This is a genomic window from Enterobacter cloacae complex sp. 2024EL-00227 (assembly GCF_043945315.1).
Lineage (GTDB): Bacteria > Pseudomonadota > Gammaproteobacteria > Enterobacterales > Enterobacteriaceae > Enterobacter > Enterobacter roggenkampii.
Genome location: NZ_JBIMQP010000003.1, coordinates 352,905 through 373,934 on the forward strand (window position 1 = coordinate 352,905; position 21,030 = coordinate 373,934).

At 38.5% G+C, this 21,030-nt stretch carries 29 protein-coding genes and 7 pseudogenes; all 36 read right to left on the bottom strand.

Going from position 1 to position 21,030, the window contains the following annotated elements:
* Positions 1-5: 5 nt before the first annotated feature.
* Positions 6-482: a hypothetical protein gene (locus ACHH0Z_RS07390; RefSeq protein ID WP_045410428.1), complete on the bottom strand. Its 477-nt coding sequence runs from the start codon at positions 480-482 to the stop codon at positions 6-8.
* A gap of 340 nt (positions 483-822) precedes the next feature.
* Positions 823-990, bottom strand: a complete 168-nt coding sequence (locus ACHH0Z_RS07395) for a hypothetical protein (RefSeq protein ID WP_240626588.1) — start codon at positions 988-990, stop codon at positions 823-825.
* A gap of 144 nt (positions 991-1,134) precedes the next feature.
* Positions 1,135-1,380 (bottom strand): hypothetical protein, encoded by a 246-nt coding sequence (locus tag ACHH0Z_RS07400; RefSeq protein WP_024907057.1) that lies wholly within the window; start codon positions 1,378-1,380, stop codon positions 1,135-1,137.
* Between the two features lie 60 nt (positions 1,381-1,440).
* A complete protein-coding gene (gene comJ / locus ACHH0Z_RS07405; protein ID WP_045410430.1) occupies positions 1,441-1,923 on the bottom strand; it encodes a competence protein ComJ in 483 nt (160 codons plus the stop codon).
* A 630-nt stretch (positions 1,924-2,553) separates the two neighbouring features.
* Positions 2,554-2,874 carry a hypothetical protein gene (locus tag ACHH0Z_RS07410; RefSeq protein WP_045410434.1) on the bottom strand — a complete coding sequence of 107 codons (321 nt, stop codon included), beginning with the start codon at positions 2,872-2,874 and terminating at the stop codon, positions 2,554-2,556.
* Between the two features lie 64 nt (positions 2,875-2,938).
* The gene (locus tag ACHH0Z_RS07415) at positions 2,939-3,421 is read right to left on the bottom strand and encodes an SMI1/KNR4 family protein (RefSeq protein WP_045410436.1); all 483 of its coding nucleotides are present in this window, start codon (positions 3,419-3,421) and stop codon (positions 2,939-2,941) included.
* A gap of 103 nt (positions 3,422-3,524) precedes the next feature.
* Positions 3,525-3,956, bottom strand: a complete 432-nt coding sequence (locus ACHH0Z_RS07420; RefSeq protein WP_023327664.1) for an immunity 26/phosphotriesterase HocA family protein — start codon at positions 3,954-3,956, stop codon at positions 3,525-3,527.
* 550 nt (positions 3,957-4,506) lie between these two features.
* A complete protein-coding gene (locus tag ACHH0Z_RS07425) occupies positions 4,507-4,863 on the bottom strand; it encodes an SMI1/KNR4 family protein (RefSeq protein WP_023327665.1) in 357 nt (118 codons plus the stop codon).
* 224 nt (positions 4,864-5,087) lie between these two features.
* The gene (locus ACHH0Z_RS07430; RefSeq protein WP_023327666.1) at positions 5,088-5,444 is read right to left on the bottom strand and encodes a hypothetical protein; all 357 of its coding nucleotides are present in this window, start codon (positions 5,442-5,444) and stop codon (positions 5,088-5,090) included.
* A 367-nt stretch (positions 5,445-5,811) separates the two neighbouring features.
* Positions 5,812-5,937 (bottom strand): annotated as a pseudogene (locus tag ACHH0Z_RS07435) (RHS protein); the annotation flags it as partial.
* A gap of 237 nt (positions 5,938-6,174) precedes the next feature.
* The gene (locus ACHH0Z_RS07440; protein ID WP_045410438.1) at positions 6,175-6,618 is read right to left on the bottom strand and encodes a DUF6386 family protein; all 444 of its coding nucleotides are present in this window, start codon (positions 6,616-6,618) and stop codon (positions 6,175-6,177) included.
* Between the two features lie 92 nt (positions 6,619-6,710).
* Positions 6,711-7,181, bottom strand: a complete 471-nt coding sequence (locus tag ACHH0Z_RS07445) for a hypothetical protein (RefSeq protein ID WP_023327667.1) — start codon at positions 7,179-7,181, stop codon at positions 6,711-6,713.
* A gap of 137 nt (positions 7,182-7,318) precedes the next feature.
* Entirely contained in the window at positions 7,319-7,837 is a 519-nt protein-coding gene (locus ACHH0Z_RS07450) for a hypothetical protein (RefSeq protein WP_023327668.1), read from the bottom strand.
* A gap of 546 nt (positions 7,838-8,383) precedes the next feature.
* Positions 8,384-9,370 carry a hypothetical protein gene (locus ACHH0Z_RS07455; RefSeq protein WP_023292194.1) on the bottom strand — a complete coding sequence of 329 codons (987 nt, stop codon included), beginning with the start codon at positions 9,368-9,370 and terminating at the stop codon, positions 8,384-8,386.
* A pseudogene (locus tag ACHH0Z_RS07460) lies at positions 9,370-10,569 on the bottom strand (RHS repeat domain-containing protein); the annotation flags it as partial. The pseudogene ACHH0Z_RS07460 and the gene ACHH0Z_RS07455, both read right to left, overlap by 1 nt.
* A gap of 130 nt (positions 10,570-10,699) precedes the next feature.
* On the bottom strand, positions 10,700-10,897 hold the full coding sequence (locus ACHH0Z_RS07465) for a hypothetical protein (RefSeq protein WP_044596588.1): 198 nt from the start codon (positions 10,895-10,897) through the stop codon (positions 10,700-10,702).
* Between the two features lie 29 nt (positions 10,898-10,926).
* On the bottom strand, positions 10,927-11,076 hold the full coding sequence (locus tag ACHH0Z_RS07470; protein WP_353511637.1) for a hypothetical protein: 150 nt from the start codon (positions 11,074-11,076) through the stop codon (positions 10,927-10,929).
* An 83-nt stretch (positions 11,077-11,159) separates the two neighbouring features.
* On the bottom strand, positions 11,160-11,504 hold the full coding sequence (locus ACHH0Z_RS07475; RefSeq protein ID WP_023292190.1) for a hypothetical protein: 345 nt from the start codon (positions 11,502-11,504) through the stop codon (positions 11,160-11,162).
* The gene (locus ACHH0Z_RS07480; RefSeq protein WP_127913785.1) at positions 11,504-11,833 is read right to left on the bottom strand and encodes a hypothetical protein; all 330 of its coding nucleotides are present in this window, start codon (positions 11,831-11,833) and stop codon (positions 11,504-11,506) included. The genes ACHH0Z_RS07475 and ACHH0Z_RS07480 overlap by 1 nt, the downstream gene beginning before the upstream one ends.
* The gene (locus ACHH0Z_RS07485) at positions 11,830-12,051 is read right to left on the bottom strand and encodes a DUF6386 family protein (protein WP_391524565.1); all 222 of its coding nucleotides are present in this window, start codon (positions 12,049-12,051) and stop codon (positions 11,830-11,832) included. The genes ACHH0Z_RS07480 and ACHH0Z_RS07485 overlap by 4 nt, the downstream gene beginning before the upstream one ends.
* A 41-nt stretch (positions 12,052-12,092) precedes the next feature.
* Positions 12,093-12,563, bottom strand: coding sequence for an Imm26 family immunity protein (locus ACHH0Z_RS07490; RefSeq protein ID WP_023325452.1), 471 nt, complete (start codon positions 12,561-12,563; stop codon positions 12,093-12,095).
* Between the two features lie 304 nt (positions 12,564-12,867).
* Positions 12,868-13,090, bottom strand: a pseudogene (locus tag ACHH0Z_RS07495) (RHS repeat-associated core domain-containing protein); the annotation flags it as partial.
* Between the two features lie 144 nt (positions 13,091-13,234).
* Positions 13,235-13,582 (bottom strand): annotated as a pseudogene (locus ACHH0Z_RS07500) (RHS repeat protein); the annotation flags it as partial.
* Between the two features lie 393 nt (positions 13,583-13,975).
* Entirely contained in the window at positions 13,976-14,365 is a 390-nt protein-coding gene (locus ACHH0Z_RS07505) for an Imm50 family immunity protein (RefSeq protein ID WP_023292188.1), read from the bottom strand.
* A gap of 3 nt (positions 14,366-14,368) precedes the next feature.
* A pseudogene (locus ACHH0Z_RS07510) lies at positions 14,369-14,834 on the bottom strand (HNH/endonuclease VII fold putative polymorphic toxin); the annotation flags it as partial.
* A 147-nt stretch (positions 14,835-14,981) separates the two neighbouring features.
* Positions 14,982-15,383: a hypothetical protein gene (locus ACHH0Z_RS07515; RefSeq protein WP_045410442.1), complete on the bottom strand. Its 402-nt coding sequence runs from the start codon at positions 15,381-15,383 to the stop codon at positions 14,982-14,984.
* A gap of 87 nt (positions 15,384-15,470) precedes the next feature.
* A complete protein-coding gene (locus ACHH0Z_RS07520) occupies positions 15,471-16,259 on the bottom strand; it encodes an Appr-1-p processing protein (protein WP_045410532.1) in 789 nt (262 codons plus the stop codon).
* Positions 16,260-16,461: 202 nt separating this feature from the next.
* Entirely contained in the window at positions 16,462-16,911 is a 450-nt protein-coding gene (locus tag ACHH0Z_RS07525) for a hypothetical protein (protein ID WP_072050682.1), read from the bottom strand.
* Position 16,912: 1 nt separating this feature from the next.
* Positions 16,913-17,230: a hypothetical protein gene (locus ACHH0Z_RS07530; protein WP_164725111.1), complete on the bottom strand. Its 318-nt coding sequence runs from the start codon at positions 17,228-17,230 to the stop codon at positions 16,913-16,915.
* Between the two features lie 81 nt (positions 17,231-17,311).
* Positions 17,312-17,413 carry a hypothetical protein gene (locus tag ACHH0Z_RS07535; protein WP_164725113.1) on the bottom strand — a complete coding sequence of 34 codons (102 nt, stop codon included), beginning with the start codon at positions 17,411-17,413 and terminating at the stop codon, positions 17,312-17,314.
* 102 nt (positions 17,414-17,515) lie between these two features.
* Positions 17,516-17,836, bottom strand: coding sequence for a hypothetical protein (locus tag ACHH0Z_RS07540; RefSeq protein ID WP_239519696.1), 321 nt, complete (start codon positions 17,834-17,836; stop codon positions 17,516-17,518).
* Between the two features lie 229 nt (positions 17,837-18,065).
* On the bottom strand, positions 18,066-18,512 hold the full coding sequence (locus ACHH0Z_RS07545) for a hypothetical protein (protein WP_395149507.1): 447 nt from the start codon (positions 18,510-18,512) through the stop codon (positions 18,066-18,068).
* Positions 18,513-18,774: 262 nt separating this feature from the next.
* Positions 18,775-19,467: an Imm43 family immunity protein gene (locus tag ACHH0Z_RS07550; RefSeq protein WP_241772307.1), complete on the bottom strand. Its 693-nt coding sequence runs from the start codon at positions 19,465-19,467 to the stop codon at positions 18,775-18,777.
* A 91-nt stretch (positions 19,468-19,558) separates the two neighbouring features.
* Positions 19,559-19,756 (bottom strand): hypothetical protein, encoded by a 198-nt coding sequence (locus ACHH0Z_RS07555; RefSeq protein WP_071788853.1) that lies wholly within the window; start codon positions 19,754-19,756, stop codon positions 19,559-19,561.
* Between the two features lie 26 nt (positions 19,757-19,782).
* Positions 19,783-20,463: pseudogene (locus ACHH0Z_RS07560) on the bottom strand (type IV secretion protein Rhs); the annotation flags it as partial.
* Positions 20,464-20,565: 102 nt separating this feature from the next.
* Positions 20,566-20,860, bottom strand: a pseudogene (locus ACHH0Z_RS07565) (YciI family protein).
* Positions 20,861-21,030 lie beyond the last annotated feature (170 nt).

Below are 21,030 nucleotides of genomic sequence, written 5' to 3' on the forward strand. Positions count from 1 at the left end.
TTCAGTCAAACATTCCATTCGATATAAATTCCACAGTCGAAGCTTCTTTCATTAGACTGTACAATAATGCTTCCCCACTCATGATGCCACTGAGTTCCGTATGGAGGCGTGCTAATTTTAAGTTTAGGGCGTGAGGTTATTTCACTCTCTACCCATGCTGTCAAGCGCTGTTCTTCTTCAGATAAATTACGCAAATTGGCTCTTTTATCCCAATCCCATAAAGTTTTATAAAAATTTCCATTCTTACTGGTAAGGAATATGGAGGGAGAAAAAGAAAACACAGAAGGCCTCAGTTCTAATATGAAAGTTTGATCTTTCCACTCGATATTATCAATAGAGAAATAATAAGAGCCTATTGTATTTAACGGAGAGAATAGCGTGTAAAATTCGGAATTTTTAAAAGTCTCAACATCCTTTAACTCGAGGGGGTAATTGTTAATAGCGACAAAGCCACTATTAACATCAAAATTCATTTCTAACATATCTAAATCACCTTGTCTGGAAGTAAGTACATTATATTCCAGGCTAAATATATCCCATGATTAAATGATTTTATCTCATATGAGACAGAAACCCGCCCCCATTCAAAGCGCCACCTAATCATGTCTGTTTCCGTGGTATCAGGCGTGTCCAGATTGAGTGATTCTTTTAGCCAATCAGACAAGCTTTTCACTGATTCATTTTGCATGTGAATATTAGTTCGCGCATTCCAGTCATTTAATGCGTAATAATACTGACTGTTTTTATCAACAAGATGAAGCATAAAAGGAAAACCATAGCACACCGGGCGTATAGTAACTTGAAATTCTTTGTCGAAAAACGCTACTGAGTCAACAAGGTAGTGATTCGCATGGTTTTATTTACAGCTTTTCGCTTGATTAATTTGTGGTATAAACCACTCTTACAAAAGCCTTCTTCAGTATCAATTCCCAAAGGAAGATCATCAAATGTCCGATCACCGGTAATCAGATTTAAATTGAATTCAATCATGTTCCCCTGCTTTACTTTTGACTGTCTAACAAGATCTTAATGATATAGTCGACTTAACATGATAACAACCATATGACGATAATTTTCCGTGTAAAATTACATTTGTTATAACATTTACAATAATATCCACATAGCAATAAAGTCTTATTGCCAATGGTGCAATAAGTCAATCCACATTTCTTTTTCCCCAGCGATAACTTTTATGCCATCTTTATTTTGTTTTACATACTGCATGTATGTTTCATAAATAGCTCTTATCATCACCGTTTTTTCAGAGCGAGATCCTTCAATCAAAGTCATTATTTTTTCTAAATAAATTGATGAATTCACTCTTTCGTTGAAAAAAACAATGAGGTAATCGAGTACTTCATTATATGAATCGTAATTCATGACAGGCTTCTCTGAGCTCTTATTTCGATTAGTTTAGCACATCCAATATTAGCTTTAAATTTAAAAAACACCTTCTTTAAGAGGAAGATTTTTTATTCCACCCCAGGGATCGTCTAGCAAAAACTTAGCTGCTACAGTTTCTTTTGTCGGTACGAGCGTGAAATTATAATAAATTTCATCTCCTTCACAAACTTCATAAAACAGTGAATAAATTTTATCATTTAATCCTAAGCTTAAATCAAATTTTTCAGTTGCTGAAGCTATTTGTAATTTATGTTGTTCCGTAACATAAAATGGCACAACGATGCAGCGCTGAGAATTCTCATCTAAATTGAAAGATTGTTCTACTTTAATATTCACGTTTGCGCCGAATGCATCATCTGGCAATGGATCAAATATTACATAATCCTTATGAAGTACAGCACCTTGTGAAATATTTCCTTTCCCCCACTGACTCAGTTTCTCATCATAGTCTCGGGATCGTAACAATATTTGACTATGCGAAATCAGTAGATTAACTATTTGTATGTTTTTATTGTTCATTACCTTACCTCGATTTTTATTCTCGTTACACCTGACTGCTCTGATAAAAACGTTACCAATATTACACCCTGCACCACAGTTACTGCTCTTTGATATCCGTCATCTCTTGCCAGTTTTGCTTATAAAAATTTATTGCCATATATTGAACAACTGCCTCCATATCTCCTGTTCCTCATGAGCAAGGACTCTATAATCTTGAGTCTTTCGTCTATATACCATAAAGCATGAGTCTATAGATCGAATAGAAACCGTTTTTTCTTTTCGACAACCCTCTAAAATAGATTGCATATCCTGGAGGCAATTATAATCAAGAATATATTTTTGAAAGAATAATTCCAGAAAATCCAATGCTTCATTATAAGATTGCAAATTTATCATAGTTCCTCTGAGAAAATATCAATCTTGTCGTAATTAATAACTCTATTTTCAGCATGCAGCTGTTGAACACTACCCTAGTCGTATTCAGGGTATGAACTGTGAAGCTACAGACAACATTTACTTCCTTTGACTTTTTCAATTTTAAGTAAAAAAAAGCCTTCAGCCGGTAAAACAAAAGTATTTTTTCTTCCTGTACTTTGAAGATTATCAAAATGGTTGATTAGTGCTCTCCAGGATTTATTTTATGAGGGATTATCTTTCCTCTATATGGTATGTATTTCTATTACTCCAGTAAATAATTTTATATTTACCAAATTTGATGTTTTGTTCTTTATAATACTCTATTACTTCAGATGGATACCAACCATGTCCAAATAAAAAAAGAGCACCTTCGTCAACTAACAGTCTTATTATTCTTTGTTTATTCTGTTCGTCAATTACAGGTATAACCATAAACTCATCTTTTAATGAAAAACCTATCGCCTGCATTTTGTTAATTAAACCACTTCCCGAAACACGTATTTTTACACTAGTCCCAGCCACATCAAAAACAACAATTGAATTATCTGGCATCTTATTCAACTTGTATTTATCCTTACTAATTGTAGTGAATACATTGCTAACATTTAATGGCGTCTTAAGAAAGAGCTTCTTCTGTTACCAATCCATTAACAAAGTTGGAAAATGAATTTGTCAGATATCTTTGAAGTTTTATGTGACTCTCTTGCACAGTCAAATACTCATCAAAAGAATCTGTAGCAAAGTATACAATTGAGTAATTATCTAAATCCAGACAGAAGAAATTCCCTCCCCAATCATTTGCGAAGGGAAAAAGGTTTTTTGGGATCACTTGCCTATCCAACATGCTGACATAGCAACCATCAATTAAAGATCTAGGGTCATCATTTGTCTGACTATTATAAATAAACGGTTTAAACCCAGCCACATCTACTGGTTCTAAATCTTCATCATCGGCCCACCAACTTTTCTCAGGAGTGCCACCATTAAATTGCAGATAATGTGAAATGAAATCATCAGGAAGAATAATAGATAATTCTTCTTCATTTTTAGCAATATCTGCACGTCCAATCTTTTTTTCACAGTTACTGAAATGATTCATATATTATTTGGCCAGATGATCAAAAAAATCGCGAATTTATTTAAGGTGCTTATGAGCTGTTGCTGTATGAAAATTAGCTTAGGAAGCCCGCCTCCCCTGAAGATCAAATATTTATCAGAACATTGTCGACAAGCTCAAAGCCTGAAACCCCCATTATTGTGTAATTTGGATATTCAGCAACAGATAAACGCCTGATTTCGACCTCCCCATCATATAAGCCGCCAGCATAATTAAATATTTTTAATTCTTTTTTTTCTTCAGTAAGATTAGCGTGGCCAATAATTTTCCAAATGCCTTTGCTAATATTCTGATTGCCAGTGAAAACAACCTTCATCTCTTTGCCAAACTTTTCAAAAGATAAAGGTCTCAGTGAACTGTTATCTTCAAGCTCCTCCGTATTCTGTATTGATATAATGCAGAAACCTATTGCTTGCTTAAACTTTTCTTTTGGAGCAAATACAATCTGGCAAATAGCAAATTTCCCATTACTCATCGGAATGACAAAGATGTCACCCTCTTTGTATTTTACTTTCATAAGCTATTACCTTTCAGAATTGATAACGCATCTTTCAATACTTTTCCACCCCAATCACTGTTATGACCCGCAATATCATATGTGCCAGCATTTAGGTTATAAGGACTATATGATCTGATTTTATTTATGAGATTTGTTAAGGAGATCATTGATTTAGCTCCACCATTAAGAACCATAATCCTTTGTACCAGGAATTTAATTTCGCTTTGGTCAAATTATTATCAAATATAGACAACTGTTCCAAATGTGATTTACCCGGTGTATTCGCATGGCTATTCAAACGTGCTGGAGCTTCCCCACGTCCTCCAAAGATAATATTCTTTTCATCGTGAAGGGTTATCGTCCCGCTCTTCCCACCCCAGGTTATTGCGGCAATCGTAATCCAGGCAGAGAGACCAGCGGTGGAGCGCTGGTGTGGAAGGGGAAGATTATATCATTAAAAATTGCGATGTGATGAACTACTTTTTAATATTTGATTTGTTTTGAAAAAAATTCACGATTTGACGTGGATTTTTCAATGTTCTGAACTAGATGATTAATAAATCAAACATTATAGCCTAAATATGCTATTACTTTCTTTATCCATGTCCAGACTTCCTAACGCTCCAAGATCTAAAGAATAAATCTCATCAGTACCTTTACGCAAATTCAAAAAGTATCCCAAATCACCATCTTGACCAATCAATAAAACGTCAGGCTCCACCGATTCAATTGTGTATGTATTATTTCTTTCAAGCAAGTCAAAACAATTGAAAACATAAAGCTGGCCACCATTTGCTCGTTGAATTTCATAAGAGTAGCTATCTTTGACGTTCTCAATCATAAAGCGCTTATATTCAGAAGGTAAAGACGTGTGTATAATCTTTTCAACTTCATTTAACTGATCAATTAAATCTTGCTTTTCCATATCGGCTTACCTATAAATGAATAAATCCTATATTAAGATAAATATTATCTCCATTAGGTTCGCATTTATTGATGAATTAGTTGTAATTATTAATAAGGGCAATTATTGTTTCTTTCCTGAAACTAACCAGCCATTAATTGCATAATAAAAAATGGAATAAAAACCCAATTTTTCTTATCAATGCTCTATATATTCAGCGCAATGGTTAAAGATTGATAGAATCTTTATTTATAAACACCAAGCTCTTCAGATCTTGAAATTAATTCATCTTGTAAGGAGCCTTGTATTTCATCGCCGTCATATTCAAGCTTAAAATCCCCATCAATATTTGGAGGGAAACGTGAACCATCGATTGTTCCGAGAACAGTAGAAGTTGTATCTACAATGACCAACCTAAGGAAATTGAAAATTTTCTCCTGTTCTTCTGGGGATAGTTTATGAATTACACTTCTTGCCCGCGAATAAGGTTCTTCATCACCATTTGACTTGGATAAATCAGATAGATTATCAATATAATAATTTAGCGTATCGCCTAAAAGCTCGGCAAGTAATGATCTCACAACTAACTCATCTTTATTCACATTATCTCCTACAATTAGTTTTACCTTTAGGTTTTGATTTTCTCATTTCAGAATACATTGCTTTATTTTTTGCGAGTAATTCCTAAAAAAACGCTGTTTGCAATGTCTTGATAAACTCGCCTCAATTCTAGGATGTCTCTAGCAAGCAGTTCCCTCGCATTAGCAAATGGTTTGCCAGTTGAAGGATTAATTTTCTTCGTGAAACAATACCGACACCTTCTTTTGATATAGTATGGCTTTCTTAAGGTACTAAAATTGACGGGCCAGTTTTAGGGTCATAACCTTCTACAAGATCTTTCATAGTAGCTTTTTGCCCCGCTTGATGAGCATCAAGTCCTGTGTTACCTCGCTAAACTATATCTCTCAAATCTGTGTAGACGTAGGTCAGCGGCACGTCTCCATGCAGTTCCTGCAGCAGGCTGAACCCTTCCCAGATAAACCAGGTGGTCACCGGCTTACAGGTGGGCTGTCCGCCCAGCACCTGGCGGCTCGTTGCCGGGTAAAACATCCCGACAATGCAGAAGCCCGAGGAGGTCGTACTCGCTGCGGGTGGTCAGCAAGTACGGGGACTATCCTGAGGTTGGGGTTATTCGTCGCAAGTATAATAACCGATTATTGAGGTTAAGAGTAAGCAAAGTGCAAAAAAGCAAGCAATGTGCGTGCAGAAGGAAAAAGAAAATTGTTAAAAATGACTATGTGATGAACTACTTGTATTATTCTATTTTTTCATTCAAAGATAAACTCCCTCTTCTAATGAGTTTTCAGTAATCGTTGCTTTTGCAAAGGAAATTAGAATATTTGAATCTTGCTTTTTATATTTAACTTCGTAACTGCCAGGTTCTAAAGTAATAAACTCACCTGAAATGGCATCTGAGTCGTCAGGCTCAAGATCTCCGCCAGTGACATCTTCTCCCGCCCCAATGAAAACCTTTCCAGAAGGTACGTTTAAAAATAGCGACCCGGTACATTCATCAACATCTCTTTTAATATGGACTTTATAGGTTCCATCATCTCCAAGATTGAGAAATAACACATTACCTTTATTTATTTCTTCAACTTCATCTTCTGGAAGGCTCCACCAATCTACATCATCGTTAAGTCTATGTTTTAGTGACATTAAATCATAAATCACAATTGTTGCTGTATTTATTTGGACATGTATTATTGCATGCATAATTTTCAATACTTAATCTTTTATGAAATAATTAAAAACACTATTATGTCAAGTTATAATCTGTAGTATCAATCCCAACTCACATTTCAGCGTTATATTTTTTGAGGATTCCAGTCAGAGTAATCAGCTACACGGATTTCATTAAGAACGAGATCCAGTGGAACATGTGCAATGCTATCTGCGATTTCATCATAAGGCGCTGGCAACTCAAATGAAAAACCAAAGTCGTCATTTATAATAATGAAACCATTAAAAATGCGTTGTTTATTAGTCAAGTCGATTATTTGCCTCATCGTTTGACCTGTTTGTAATATGTTATTATACCTCCCCTTATAGCTTACATTACAACCAATCGAAATGATCGTTCCATCTTCAAGGGTAGCGATTGTGATAGTGTCATCTACAATATATGCAAGCCTTTTCTCATCATCAGGCAAAAAATAATCAAAGTAATTTACCTTAAACCCGGTATATAACTCATTCATATATTTACTTATATTTTCACCCAAAAAAACGTTACCTAGCGCTCTCCCTGATAAAATATCAGCATTAAAATCAATCATTTACACCCTTCCATTCGGAAAAAGAATTAAATTATAGTAAATTCCATCTCCTTCACAATTCAGCACAATGGTTAAAGATTAACATGATGCATCTACCATTGCACACTCAAAAAAAATGGTATGTTGGAAATATATTTTTACCCTTTAGAGATTACAATGCTCCTATGATCTGTCTCATTTTTTATCCATAACATTTCATCTTGAGGTAACGATCCATCACTACAGAAATCAACAAGTTCACCTTGCCAATCATCAGGAACATATTTGTGATAATGCATACTTTCGAGATATTGGGAATATAGTCTTTTATTATCAAAGTCTATAAACAAATCTGGCATTAGATCATATATATCCCACCAGGTGGTTTTTTGCGAAAGCCTATTATAAAACTCCGCAGCTATATCATCTTTATTATATAAATAAGCATCTTTAATTAAACCATCAATGAATATCTTTGCGTTTTCTTCATTTACAACTGGTATGTTATATCTTTCCTTATGGATATCCTGTAGGTTTATTTCCATCCCACTTTTCACAAAATCTTCTACCCATTTTGCTCTGTCTAAAACCCACATTTCTTTAAAGGCCACGAACCAATAAAATCTTCCTTCGTTCTTTATTATCACAAGGAGTTCTTCATCTTTATTAATATTCATATTATAACCTATTTTACACTCCCCGAGACTGGAATCGCTACTTCTTCAAGCCATTCAGCCCATATTGATGGTAATTCATACGATCTAACTGGCGTTGTCGGCTCCACACGCTTAGGAGTTAATCTCCCTTGATGTAACGGATTAGTACGATAACCAACCAGAGGTATTACACTTCCTTCTTTTAAATCCGCCATCCGCTTAGGGACTTTAAAGGAGAAGATATTTGCCTCGCTCATGTAGATATTTTTAAAAGTTACAATATGACCCTTTTACCACATGAATTATCCGTAATACTTGGCGGAAATAACAAATTATTTTTTCCAATAAAGTATCCTCTGGTTAAGAAAATAATCCGCATGATTAATAGAGGCATCCGCCAAGGTACGGTATGAGAGATACCAAGTTTTCAACTTACAACGAGCAAACCGTAAATCTATTGTCCTGCCATAGTTTTGCCTTTAAGAATCGAGTGCTCTACAGCGGTTTGAAAATCCAAACCTAATGCCCCCGACAGTGATCTAACATTAATGCCTTAAATCGAATATATTAAATTAAAACGCATTCGAGCTTCATTTTTTCAAGGCTGATGTCATATTCATTGCCAACCACCTTAAATATCTCGTCTTCATTCACAAAAAAACCTCTGTACACTATAGAGGAAATTATTTGTCTAAACATATCTGAAGAAACATGTCTTCTTAAACTTTTTAGATCTGTCAAATTATTTCTAACAATATAATACGAATAATTCATTAGAATGAAATTTGATATTAGTAAATTCTTCGTGGATTGATACTTGTCAAAACACTGTTCCAAGGCTCTATAAATTGTTTTTTTAGATTTCTCATAAGTATTAATAAAACTATCAGGATCGCAAAGGTAGCAGTTTTTATCATTAAAAGACAGGTGATTTCTATCGTTGTTCGCAACAAACAAAAAATTCAACACTGATGATTGATAATGTTTTATAGACTTAATATCTTCAAAGTTTTTCTTTTTTTTAAATTGTACATAAAATTGCTCAAGCAAAGACAATATTGAGACATTACCATGCTGAGAAGTATTTATACAAATCCCATCTTTAGTAATGCATAGCAAATTATAAGAGTCATCATCCATGCCCATTTCAAAACACAAAAATCTTAAAAAAAAGCTTTTTGCTTTTATAGCGTAATCTTCTTCGTTATCTTTTAAAGAAAATAGTTGATAGATATAAAACAAGATAAAGATATCTTTATCTATACGCTGTCGGTTATCTATTTGAAAAAGATAACCTAATCGAGAAAGGAAAACTTCAAATGCATACTTACCATCTTCACTTAGGCCTAACTTGTTTAACGCACGCTGAAACATAACTTTAGGAAAGCAAGTTTGCCAACGACTCAACTCTACATGCTTCCCATTTACTTTTTTAAAACAAACGGGGAAAAGGTCCGGTTCATCCTGAAAATAGATATATTTTCCAAAACTTTCAATCTCTGCTCTCGCATTAGTGAAGTGTTCAATTTTATGTATAAACATTTCAAAAATCATTACGTAATCCTCTTACCACATTTCTTCCAATTACCTTTAGCATCTTTCTTTTCAATCTGGAATGAAGTGATTTTATCATTAAAACGAGGAAGGATATTTTTAACCAGGGTTAAATCCTGGTCGGCTATCATGATTAACCCATATGGCTTTATCACCTCGATTATTTGGGACCAATCCACCTTTACCACCGCGCTCAGAAGCTGATGCAATCGCTTCATCTTTACTCGTATAGCGTATAACTTCCTCTTGTTTTAATCCCAGAAGGTCTATTCGCGTAAGACTATTTGCACCATACAGGTAAAGATTTTTCTCCCCCGCCAGCCCTATCGGGTCCTTCTGCGCAAACCGTCCGCAGTCCGGGTCGTAATACCGGAACAGATTGTCGTGCAACCATCTCACAATGCAGGTGTTGACCCTGCATCCGCAGGTTCTGGGAATATCCTGATCCCTGCGTCTCGCTTTCCCGCAACAGCTTGCCCCAGGCGCTGTTCACCCCTTCCCAGCGCACCTGCCCTTCGATATCCGTCATCCGCTCTGGCGTGCCGTTGGACTGGCAGTGGAACCAGAAGATCTCCGGCGCTTCCACGCCGTCAATTCGCGCCAGCGGGTCGTAGCTGTCCTGGTCGCTGTAGACATAGGTCAGAGGCACATCTCCGTGCAGCTCCTGCAGCAGACGGAACCCTTCCCAGACAAACCGGCTTGCCGGTTAGCTGTCCGCCTTGCATTTGGCGTCGCATTTTGCTGATGCGTGGTCCGAGCGGGTCGTAGCGGAAGCTGACCTGCATCTGCGACCTGTTGCGATCCCGCGGCTGGCTGATAACCTCCGTCAGGCGGTGTTCGCCGTCGTACCGGTAGTGCCAGCGGATCTGGCCGTTATCCTTCTCTACGGTACGGCCGTGGATGTCATAGCGCGAGCGAATACCGTTCAGTTGCGTGACCCGGTTATGGGCAATCTTCTCTCCAGCGCCCTCTAACGGATTACCAGCCGCATCCCAGCGCCACTGCTCCTGACCGGGCAGCGTGCCGTCCTTAACGAGCAGGCGACCGGCGCTGTCGTACTGCCAGCGATACCAGTTAAACGGGTTATCGTCCCGTACTTCCCGCACCAGGTTATTACGATAATCGTACTCCAAGCGGCGAGACCAGCGGCGCGGCGACGGGCGCTGGGCATTGCCGGTAAAGTTGTCCCATCGATAAAGATAACATCGTTAAAGATGGCGACGTAATGAACTTATTGTTTAACGTTTGATTTGTTTTGAATGAAAAAAAACCAAGCTTTGGGATGGTTTTTTTCAATATGGGGGACTCATTACGCCCCCCGAATACTACTTATAATTGAAGTAGTTTATAACTTATAATTTTATCCGCAATTTCTTCTGCGCTAAGTTCTTCATAATAAATATAATTAGCTGCCTGAGGATCTGCGACACTTCTACAAAGGAGGTCGATGTCATTATCAGCTTCTTCTTCTGTCCCTTCGCTGTGTTGGATTTTCCTTATTAGCTCGATAAGCACTTGTCTTTGCATATTATACCTCAAAAATGATAAGCACGATCTTAAATGTCAAGGTGATATCTTGTTGTAACGATTACTTGATTATCAATCCCGCCTCCATGTTGGATAGGGGTTCTCTGGTGTATGACATAAGATCTATTTTTCCCGCTCCACTGTGTATCATGCGCTACTGGAGCTTTTCCGCCCCGCATTCCAGAAACGACAGAGCGTGGGCTTTTGTCAAGGCATTTCGAATTGGTTGCTTAATTAAGCGAACTGCTCATCATTATTAAAATCATGTTCTATATATGTCATTTTCCCTATAATAATTTACTTCATCGATAAACCATTTATTCCCATGACCTCCACTATTTTTATTCTTCACAATATAGTTCAAAGAACTGACTAACATCCATCCTTTCAAAGAAAAAGTTTCTACTGCTAAAGGCATTTCCAGATCCTCTTCATCAAGATATATTTCGTCATTCTCCAAACTTTGGATATAATCCCAAGGAATATAAAAGAAGTGAGTACCTTCAGGCCGTGCTTCCCATGTGTTTATATTAGTATAAATCCATTCACCAGGCTCTAACTGAGAAAGACTTGCTATTAATTCATCTATAGATGTATATGTATTCATTATACCCTCACAATTATCTGCATCGAGAACCACCCTCCCCAAGTTTTTCTTCCACCATATACTTTCGGGTGATAATCCAGATGCTTAGAGTTATGATCTGGCCCATTAACCAATTGTAACAACCCACCAACTCGCTCATGATGATGCCAAGTTGTTTCCCAACCAGAACCTGTTGGAGCTGTTCTTAGGAACGCGCCACGCTTACCTGTCGAAACCTTTTCAAATATTCCCGGGAATTTTTCCTCAAGGGAAGCTCTATATGATGGGTCATTATTCATTTTATAATATAATTGTCTGTTCGCTTCCTGGAAGTGTTTTCCGTCACTCATTCTAAACATGTTTTTAGGTAAATTTTTTTAATATTGACTTTATAGGTGCCATCATCCCCAAGATTGAGAAATAATACATTCCCTTTATTTACCTCTTCTACTTCATCTTCTGGAAGACTCCACCAATCTACGTCTTCATTAATTCTATGCTTTAATGACATCAAATCATAAATAACTAAAGTGGTAGTATCTGTTTGTATGCTTATGATTTTTCTCATTGCGTTAGCAAAGGCCAGAAATACCTTCCCGGACTAGCCTATTAGTTAACAAAGCTTTCTATAGATTTTATAATGCTTTTACAGAATTGAATCGACTCTTCACCGACTGGTATATTCTCAGTCGGCGATTCAATTGGCACTCCATGCTGATCATATATTTTATTTCTGACAGGATTTTTAAAATAATGCTGTGGTAAAATATCCACTTCGCTCGTTTCGATAGTTTTAAACGTTACTAAATAACCGTTTTTCCAACATGAATTATCAGTAATAATTGGTGGCAATAGCAAATTATCTTTTGCCAATACAGCATCTTCTTGAAGCGAAGATGTAAAATAGTCATATATATATATAACTATAGCATTTTTGAATGGGCCAACATCTATTTTACCCAGGGCGACCATACCATAGCCTAATCGACCATCATTTAACTGAAAGTAAAAAACATCGCCTTCTTTTGGCCACTTTTTTTGCTTTTCATTTCCTGACACTACTGTAAGTCTGTCGGCCATTTTACATTAACCCCATTGTTTTTAAGCCAGTTTCCACCCCACAAAACAGCATCCGAGTATAACTTTCTTGTAGGACTTATGCCTATTGATAGAATATTCAAAATGGGAATTATTGTGAATAACTGCTTATTCTATGCTCCGTGCATGACCGCGATTTAGCGGTTCTTCAGTGATTCTAAATCCTAAATACACATGGGTATTATTCCCACCTTTTGCCTTTCTTTTAATCCAGTCAGCAAATGACATGTTTCTCACTGACCGTTTAGGGCTTCCATTTTTGCAAGCGGTTAAACCTATAGGATTCCCCCAGCGCATTCGGCGCATACTGGTTAAGATTTATCCCCCCGCCAGCCCTATCGGGTCCTGATGCGTAAACCGTCCGCAGTCCAGGTCGTAATACCTGAACAGATTGTCGTGCAACTCTCTCACAATGCAGGTGTTGCCCCTGCATCCGCTCGTTCTGGGAATATCCTGATCCCTGCATCTCGCTCTCCCGGAGCAGCTTGCCCCAGGCGGTGTTCGCCATCGTACTGGTAGTGCCGGATCTGGCCGTTATCCTTCTCCACGGTACGGCCGTGGATGTCATAGCGCCAGCGAATACCGTTCAGTTGCGTGACCCGGTTATGGGCAATCTTCTCTCCAGCGACCTCTAACGGGTTACCAGCCGCATCCCAGCGCACCTGCCCTTCGATATCCGTCATCCCCTCCGGCGTGCCGCTGGGCTGGCAGTGGAACCAGAAGATCTCCGGGACATCAACGCCGTCAATACGCGCCAGCGGGTCGTAGCTGTCATGGTCGCTTTAGACGTAAATCACCGGCACGTCTCCATGCAGCTCATGCAGCAGGCGGAACCCTTCCCAGAAAAACCGGGTAGTGAGGGGCTTGCCGATTTGCTGTCCGCCCAGCCTCTGCTGGCGCGTTTTGCTAATGCAGCGTCCGAGCGGGTCGTAGCGGATACTGACCTGCGTCTGCGGCCTGTTGCGATTCCGCGGCTGGCTGATCACTTCCTTCAGGCGGTTGTACGTGACCTTCTCTGCAGATCCTTCAAGCAGGCAACCGTCCCGCTCTTACCGTGCCAGGTTATTGCGGTAGTCGTATTACAGGTAACTTTAATACCCACGGGAGGGTTAACTTCGCTGATCATAAACATTGTACATTGTAGAGAGAGATGCCTCGACGATACGGTAAATCAGGAAAGCCGTAATCGCTGTGACCATACTGAATATCCCCCCTCTGTCGTAGTTGGATTGCTTCAACTCGCGGTCATCTCGCTGCGTAAATGACTAACAATTGCAGTGGGGATAATACTTTACTAAAAGTTGATAACTCACACGTAAAAAAATCAATAATAAAAATTCAAATGGCGTGCATAAAACATATATGCATTTATTAGCTCTACATCTTTATTCTCGTCAATCCCAACGCTCGTCCAGATAAGGTGTGATACCTTCAATTGTAAGAAAGTTTGATTGACAATGGAAATTTAATTTTTCATCTGTTATAGATATTTTACTATAATTTTCTGTTGAAATAATTACAGGAGAGCAAACAAAACCCACCTTCATTCCTTTAACATCAAGTTCAACTACATCCCCAAATGTCAACACAATACAAAGGGTATTGAATTCACTCTCTTCCCATTTTTTTGGGTAGCAAGATGGGATTTTTCTTGTAAAAAATCGACATGAAATATCAGAAAACCTTTCGAAGGTAAAACCATCGAACTCGACTAATTCCATGCTTAACTCCCCATCAAACATGAAATTAATTTTTTCTTTCCCTATTGCGTTGTCAAACCACATTTATTAACTCTCGAAATTATAATGACCATGACTACCCGGAACGCTACCTGTATTCAAATTTTGTGGCGGCCTAACAGTGAAATGAGGTTCAGCACCATGACCTGAGGTTGCTTTATCATGCCCTAAACTATGTTCCTGGATAAAAACAGGCTTGTTATTTGAGTCCCTAAATTCATATTGTCGAGTTTTTATCGGTAAACCTTTTGTATTTAGTATTTTGTTGCCTTCCCCATCTAACAGATCTGGTCTGGAATGGGCATTCTTCTCTCCAACGCCCTCTAACGGGTTACCGGCCGTATCCCAGCGCATTGCTCCTGGCCCGGCAGCGTGCCGTCCTGAACCAGAAGACGCCCGGCATTGACGATGAAGACATCCAGGCGATGCAGGCGGCCGAGACGGTCGTACTCGCTGCGGGTGGTCAGCAGTCATAGGGGCGACAGTTCTCACGGGGGAGTTCGTCGCTGTTATACTGACAGTCTGTCGAGAACATGGTGAACAAGGAACGAAGGAAGCAGGAAAATGCGTGCCAGAGAAGAAGATTACATAGTGAATGGGACGTAATGCTTCACTTCTTATTTAACGTTTGATTTGTTTTGAATGGTATAAATTACTGTTCTTACGCCTTCTTACGCAGATAGAACTCAAGATATTTTTTAGGTCTATCCTGAAAAGCACGCTCTTTGCCGTAGTTATAAGCATCGTTAAAATATTTATACGCTTCATCGAATTGATTCAACTCGTAACAGACCATACCCAAGTCGATTAACGGTGCAGTGTCTATATCCGATCCACGTGTCCGTAAAGCCGTCTCTCCCCATTTCTTTGCCTCAACGTAATCCGCAAGATCAAAATATGCGCTGTACATGCATGCAGAGATCCAGTTGGCAAATTCTGATTCGGACTTTGGTTCAGGAAGAGCTTGCCAGGCCTTTTGGTATTGTTCTAAAGCCTCGGCGTATTTTTGGCTGTCGTGTAACTCGTTTCCTTTTTCAATAGTATTTGTTATAGATATTTTCATACTCAAGCGCCTGTCCTTTTAATTAAAAATCCTTTTCTAAGCAACAATCGAATTCAATAAAATGCATTGCTAAATTATCATTTTATATTATGAAATTATTACATTGCAATCGATCATCTTATAGCAAATCTTTTTAAGTATCAATGACTCTATAACATCCCAATCACCTCCACCGAGGCCAGCGCCTATTCTTGGCATTTGTACTGAAAGGCGATTTACTAAAGCAAAGTCAGATAACTTTTCAAGACAAACTTCCAGGGATGCATAACATACGTATTGATTTTTGTCATTGACATTTTTCTTAATACCATCTTGTGCATACATATTAGCAATAAATATCTGTTCTTTAGCATCAACCAAGACAAAATCAACCGTACCTAATTCTGGGATGTTATTTCCATTGAAGCTATTGAGATAGTATTCCTTTGCAGAAGGATATTTATTTGAAAGAGACAGAACAAAGCCTTTACCCCATTTCCCTTTATTATTCACAATGTGAGCAATAACTATGGATTTTTTCAAAGGTTCCACAGCATTTCCAGACAAGAGCTTTATTTGTTTTTTTTCTTGCAATGAACTCGTTGATGTTTTCCAGAAAGTTTCAAATTCCTCATTCGAAATTTCTTCAGTATCACTTAAGTCCAGATCGTTTTTTTTACCATCATACAGCAGAAAACCAACTTTCTCGTTTTTATCTAGCAAAGAGGAAGATGCATAACAATCGCCATCTATAATATTTATTTGCCGTGTGGCCACCTCCCCTATGAATTCATTGAGAATAATTCCTTCACCTGCAATAAAATCAACGTTACCTTTATAGTATTTTTTCACATCAACCACAACTCCTCGCACTTTTAACAATTCTTTCGGAGACATCAAGATCTTTTGTGTTTAAGATAAAGAATGTATTTTTCCGGGGTTCAATTACATCCAGGCCAGTAACATCTAGGTCAACAAAATGGCTTATACATTTTTATTTTCTCGCTTAGGATGGCAACTGTCCAATTTATATTGGAAACACTATAATATAGTCATATAAGTAACTTCAATTGAATCATATATTTTACCAGTTCTCCACTTACAATTCATGAGGGTCTAAGCAATAGTGGCAGAGAATTGTTCCTGTTAGGTTATGAGGGTCATAAGCAGCATCAACATGTCCCCACTCCCTTGATACAGGAAGAACAATAGTAGATTTAGTTTTGAACCATTCCCTTAAACATCGGGTGACTTTCCCTTCGGGTCTATTCTGTTTTCCCATCAATAATTTTTCTGGGGCGAAGCGCCAACTACGAATTATTGAGTTAGGATCATTGGGAACCAAGAAGTCAATTATTAGATATATATCTCCGAACTCATGGTCACCTTTAAGGATAGTTCTGTATGAGACTGTTTTATTGTCTTTTTTTTCAGGCCACCCCTCCCACCTTACATTTGTATTATTAAACAACTCTGTCTTAGTAACTCTTGGTCCTAATAGAACCCTTTTATTAAATTTAAGAACACCAGTTTCTGCGTCAAAATTCATTTTACATCCCAATATCAAATGGAAGACCAATAGGTCCCAGAACTTTTTTATAATTCGAAAGGAAGAATTGGGTACCGCCACCGCTTCCTAACATTTCAGTATCTGGTGACAAAGCTTGTCCCGTACCAGCAATAGCATCTCGTTTGACTCTATACATCTGAATCTTACTTCTAAACCCATATTTTTCATGAGGTAGAACTTGTAAACTTTCCCATAATTTTTGTCGACTACCATTAGCAGCTTCTAAAGTGGTTTTGTCGAAATAAAATCCTGACTGCCCAGGTGCTCCACCATAAACAATATCGCCTTCTTTAAGCATTGTGTTTGACCAAGAATAACGGCCTTGATAAATCCCTCTTCCTTGCCACTGCCTACCAAATGCCGCCTGGTTATGGTCATTTTATCGAGTCGGTGCACACTTCGCTTTCAATCCTAATGGATCAACCCAATTCAACGGATTAGTGGCGTAAACGTAAGTATTTATATCGCCATTAAAACCTATCGGGTCATCGGAACGATTCGGACGCCATCATACTTTTTAACACGTTAAATAATAAAAAGCCGGGAAGATTTGATGCTCTTCCCGCCCAATTATTATTGAATATTATTCATAAACTCTTGCAGCCATTAAAATATCTGCAATAAATGTCCAGTTAACATTTTCTGGAACAGGTAATTTTTGATTTAAATAATATCCATCCATATCTTCAACCCAAGATGCCATCGATTCAAAATATGAGGGTAAGTCTTTGCTCTCCCACTCACTTAGATTATTTCTGGAATTTGAAGATAAATTCTCAAGAAATTTAATAAAATCGTCTCTAGTATTTATTCCTTTAGTATTCATAACAATATTACTCCAGTACTTTTTTATTCCATCACCCAATTTGAGAATAATCGACTTACCATCTGTTTTTGTTGTCATTTTCCACATCAGATCAGCAACTTCACTAGGTGAGGCCCATTTAAATGGAACTCGTTTCCTTTTTCTACAAGAGATGTAACTTTTTCATCAAATTTATCGAAACCGTTTTTCATATGCTTATTCATTATCAATCGAAAAGAGACCTCCTTGCCTATATAAAAGTGGTTTTAAGCGAAAAATGTTGTCAGAAGTAAGGAGGGTTCTAAAAGTGTTAGTTTTTATTATTAACCTAGCCAAAAAAGAATTGCTTAAAAACTTCTGCCTCAACATCCTTAAGCTTGCTTTTTAGCATTAAATCGATATCTTCCAGAAAGTCCTCTCTGAAATTAAAATCATCATCTGTAGCATCACCATCATATTTACTTTGTTCTATCTCAATGGCAGAACAAAAAGCATCCAAAAAGTCGGCTAACGAATTGGAAATAAAAAAATTTCTTTTTTGAATACTACCATAAACAGGAGATGTGATATTTTGGGTATCACAAAAAAGAACATCTCCATTTCGTTCAGCAAAGATTATATATTCATCGCGCCAGGTCGTGTCATTTTGAACTCGCCAGCCTGATAACATTTTATTAAGCTCTTGGGGCTCAACAATCTGTATAATGAATGCACCATCAAATGTTGGGTGGTCATTTAAAATCAAATGGCTATAAAAAAAATCGAATTTCACCATTTAAATTTACAGGAAAAGAAGTTTCATTTTCATCGTCTGCATAGTCTATCTCTCCCATATTTAAATCATTCATTTTGAATTTGTTGACAAAGTCATGGATAGTATTTTTTATACGCATTATTCCTCTTTAAGAGTTAACATTATTGGCTACTCTGAAAATTACTATATCCATAGTTGAAAATGTACTCATAATCCAAAGAAGTTCTTCGCGCCATTAAAAAAGAAAAACAAAGAATCAATAATGTCACGACACCCTTCAATATTAAGGTAGTTTATTGCCCTTTCTTTTACGATTTGAGTCTATTTCGTAGAAATAATCTTCACAGAAAACGTCTAAAGCATTTTCCAGTGGAACAAGTTTCAACCCCCGGAATCCTTTACTGTCCATAACTTCCTTGACCTCTTGTTTAACAATGATAAAACCACCTAACAATGTGTCGTTCAACGAAAGTATATCATTTTCTAGCGCATCATCCTTGAATTCTATTTTAAAAGGTATGGTATCTCCGAACTTATCCTCTTCGAGAATAGATTTATCCTTATCTATAACATCGCCGCTTGGAAAATATACATATTTAAAATCATCCCGAAGAACTTGACCATTCCCAATCGAAACTGGTGTTATATCTCGGCCAAAAAAAACATTGTGCTTATAATTTTCAAAAATTGAAAATAAAGACTTATCCATCAAGTGTCCAAAGTCTTTTTTATAATAGTCAAATTTCAAAGCCCCAACATTTTTATTGCACAACAAATAAATATGGTCTGGGCATGCATCGTCTGTTATTCGATAAGGGAAGGAAAAGGCAGAGCCTTCTATTTCCCAGTTTTCATTAACCTGTAATCTTTCATCAACCATGCCCTGTAAATTTCTTGGCATGAGTGATGATTCAAAGTCATTCATGATCACATAATAGGACATTAATTCATTCCACTGATTTTTTTGTGGGAACATGACCCATCCAAATTTTATTCTTCATATCAATCTAGCCCCGCCTTATAACTATCCTCGCCCCTTTAGCATCTAATCTTCCAGAAATATATCGTTACTCAACACGAGCAATGCGCCGACGGAGAATGTCACTATAGTTATGATGATTACTGCTATGGAAGATATCCATACCTTTCCCTGCATCTTGTTTCATCGCTGATGCGCTACCTGGAAAATTAATACCATTAAACGCAGAGTTCATGTCTTTTCCGATGCCAATATCATTGAAGAATGATTGCTCCTCTTTCCACACCTCAACGGGTATAACATGGTGAGCAGAATTCGCTCCGGCGTGCCGTTCGGCTGGAAGTGGAACCAGAAAATCTCCGGGGCATCAACGCCGTCAATACGCGCCAGCGGGTCGTAGCTGTCCTGATCGCTGTAAACGTAGGTCAGCGGCACATCCCCGTGCACTTCCTGCAGCAGCCGGAACCCTTCCCAGACAAACCGGGTGGTAACCGGCTTACCGGTTGGCTGTCCGCCCAGCATCTGGCGGCGCGTTTTGCTGATGCGGCGACCGAGCGGATCGTAGCGGAAACTGGCCTGCGTCTGCGGTTTGTTGCGGTCCCGCGGCTGGCTGATGACTTCCGTCAGGCGGTGTTCGCCATCGTACCGGTAGTGCCGGATCTGGCCGTTATCCTTCTCTACGGTACGGCCGTGGATGTCATAGCGCCAGCGAATACCGTTCAGTTGCGTGACCCGGTTATGGGCAATCTTCTCTCCAGCGCCCTCTAACGGGTTACCAGCCGCATCCCAGCGCCACTGCTCTTGACCGGGCAGCATGCCGTACTTAACGAGCAGGCGCCCGGCTCTGTCGTACTGCCAGCGGTACCAGTTAAACGGGTTACCGTTCCGTACTTCCCGCACCAGGTTATTACGGTAGTCGTAATCCCAGCGGCGGGACCAGCGGCGCGGCGACGGGCATTGGGCATTGCCGGTAAAGATGTCCCGTCGATAAAGATTACATCGTTAAAGATGGCGACGTGATGAACTTCCTGTTCAACGTCTGAGTCGTCTTGAATGAAAAAAACCACGCCCTGGGGTGTTTTTTTTATTGCGGGGTCAAAACACATTGTCTAAGAGTTCTGTCTTCATACTGGGTTCAAAGGGAATGATCTCAACAGTCGCAAGCTTTAATCTCTGAAAAGGATCCTCGCGTAAGAGCTCTTCAAGAGAAGCAAGACTCTCGCATTTAGCGAGAATGACACTACCGTTTCTTGGGATCCCTCTACCGGATGTCAGGAAAATCCCCTCTGCGTACCCCTTTTTAAGCCACTCCACATGAGCAAGTATCGCTTCGTCGATTTCTTCGAGTGGTTTTATATAGGGCTAAAATAACTTCGTAAACTGTGCTCATCCTTTGCCTCTCAGTTTGTCTTATCGCAAGTAATAATTAAATCTTCCGTTGGTTTTACAGAGATGAATCCACTTATAGCATATGATTACATTATAATTCTTAGCGGAGCTTTAAGTCTTAAAAAGGGATCACTACGAGATATTACTATATGCCTCAACATAATAATACCA

Excerpts from the sequence above, each read along its gene's own strand:
- ACHH0Z_RS07390 (WP_045410428.1), bottom strand. The coding sequence starts at position 482 with ATGTTAGAAATGAATTTTGATGTTAATAGTGGCTTTGTCGCTATTAAC.
- ACHH0Z_RS07395 (WP_240626588.1), bottom strand. The coding sequence starts at position 990 with ATGATTGAATTCAATTTAAATCTGATTACCGGTGATCGGACATTTGAT.
- ACHH0Z_RS07400 (WP_024907057.1), bottom strand. The coding sequence starts at position 1,380 with ATGAATTACGATTCATATAATGAAGTACTCGATTACCTCATTGTTTTT.
- comJ (WP_045410430.1), bottom strand. The coding sequence starts at position 1,923 with ATGAACAATAAAAACATACAAATAGTTAATCTACTGATTTCGCATAGT.
- ACHH0Z_RS07410 (WP_045410434.1), bottom strand. The coding sequence starts at position 2,874 with ATGCCAGATAATTCAATTGTTGTTTTTGATGTGGCTGGGACTAGTGTA.
- ACHH0Z_RS07415 (WP_045410436.1), bottom strand. The coding sequence starts at position 3,421 with ATGAATCATTTCAGTAACTGTGAAAAAAAGATTGGACGTGCAGATATT.
- ACHH0Z_RS07420 (WP_023327664.1), bottom strand. The coding sequence starts at position 3,956 with ATGAAAGTAAAATACAAAGAGGGTGACATCTTTGTCATTCCGATGAGT.
- ACHH0Z_RS07425 (WP_023327665.1), bottom strand. The coding sequence starts at position 4,863 with ATGGAAAAGCAAGATTTAATTGATCAGTTAAATGAAGTTGAAAAGATT.
- ACHH0Z_RS07440 (WP_045410438.1), bottom strand. The coding sequence starts at position 6,618 with ATGCATGCAATAATACATGTCCAAATAAATACAGCAACAATTGTGATT.
- ACHH0Z_RS07445 (WP_023327667.1), bottom strand. The coding sequence starts at position 7,181 with ATGATTGATTTTAATGCTGATATTTTATCAGGGAGAGCGCTAGGTAAC.
- ACHH0Z_RS07450 (WP_023327668.1), bottom strand. The coding sequence starts at position 7,837 with ATGAATATTAATAAAGATGAAGAACTCCTTGTGATAATAAAGAACGAA.
- ACHH0Z_RS07455 (WP_023292194.1), bottom strand. The coding sequence starts at position 9,370 with ATGATTTTTGAAATGTTTATACATAAAATTGAACACTTCACTAATGCG.
- ACHH0Z_RS07465 (WP_044596588.1), bottom strand. The coding sequence starts at position 10,897 with ATGCAAAGACAAGTGCTTATCGAGCTAATAAGGAAAATCCAACACAGC.
- ACHH0Z_RS07470 (WP_353511637.1), bottom strand. The coding sequence starts at position 11,076 with ATGCGGGGCGGAAAAGCTCCAGTAGCGCATGATACACAGTGGAGCGGG.
- ACHH0Z_RS07475 (WP_023292190.1), bottom strand. The coding sequence starts at position 11,504 with ATGAATACATATACATCTATAGATGAATTAATAGCAAGTCTTTCTCAG.
- ACHH0Z_RS07480 (WP_127913785.1), bottom strand. The coding sequence starts at position 11,833 with ATGAGTGACGGAAAACACTTCCAGGAAGCGAACAGACAATTATATTAT.
- ACHH0Z_RS07485 (WP_391524565.1), bottom strand. The coding sequence starts at position 12,051 with ATGAGAAAAATCATAAGCATACAAACAGATACTACCACTTTAGTTATT.
- ACHH0Z_RS07490 (WP_023325452.1), bottom strand. The coding sequence starts at position 12,563 with ATGGCCGACAGACTTACAGTAGTGTCAGGAAATGAAAAGCAAAAAAAG.
- ACHH0Z_RS07505 (WP_023292188.1), bottom strand. The coding sequence starts at position 14,365 with ATGTGGTTTGACAACGCAATAGGGAAAGAAAAAATTAATTTCATGTTT.
- ACHH0Z_RS07515 (WP_045410442.1), bottom strand. The coding sequence starts at position 15,383 with ATGAAAATATCTATAACAAATACTATTGAAAAAGGAAACGAGTTACAC.
- ACHH0Z_RS07520 (WP_045410532.1), bottom strand. The coding sequence starts at position 16,259 with ATGTCTCCGAAAGAATTGTTAAAAGTGCGAGGAGTTGTGGTTGATGTG.
- ACHH0Z_RS07525 (WP_072050682.1), bottom strand. The coding sequence starts at position 16,911 with ATGAATTTTGACGCAGAAACTGGTGTTCTTAAATTTAATAAAAGGGTT.
- ACHH0Z_RS07530 (WP_164725111.1), bottom strand. The coding sequence starts at position 17,230 with ATGCTTAAAGAAGGCGATATTGTTTATGGTGGAGCACCTGGGCAGTCA.
- ACHH0Z_RS07540 (WP_239519696.1), bottom strand. The coding sequence starts at position 17,836 with ATGACAACAAAAACAGATGGTAAGTCGATTATTCTCAAATTGGGTGAT.
- ACHH0Z_RS07545 (WP_395149507.1), bottom strand. The coding sequence starts at position 18,512 with ATGGTGAAATTCGATTTTTTTTATAGCCATTTGATTTTAAATGACCAC.
- ACHH0Z_RS07550 (WP_241772307.1), bottom strand. The coding sequence starts at position 19,467 with ATGTTCCCACAAAAAAATCAGTGGAATGAATTAATGTCCTATTATGTG.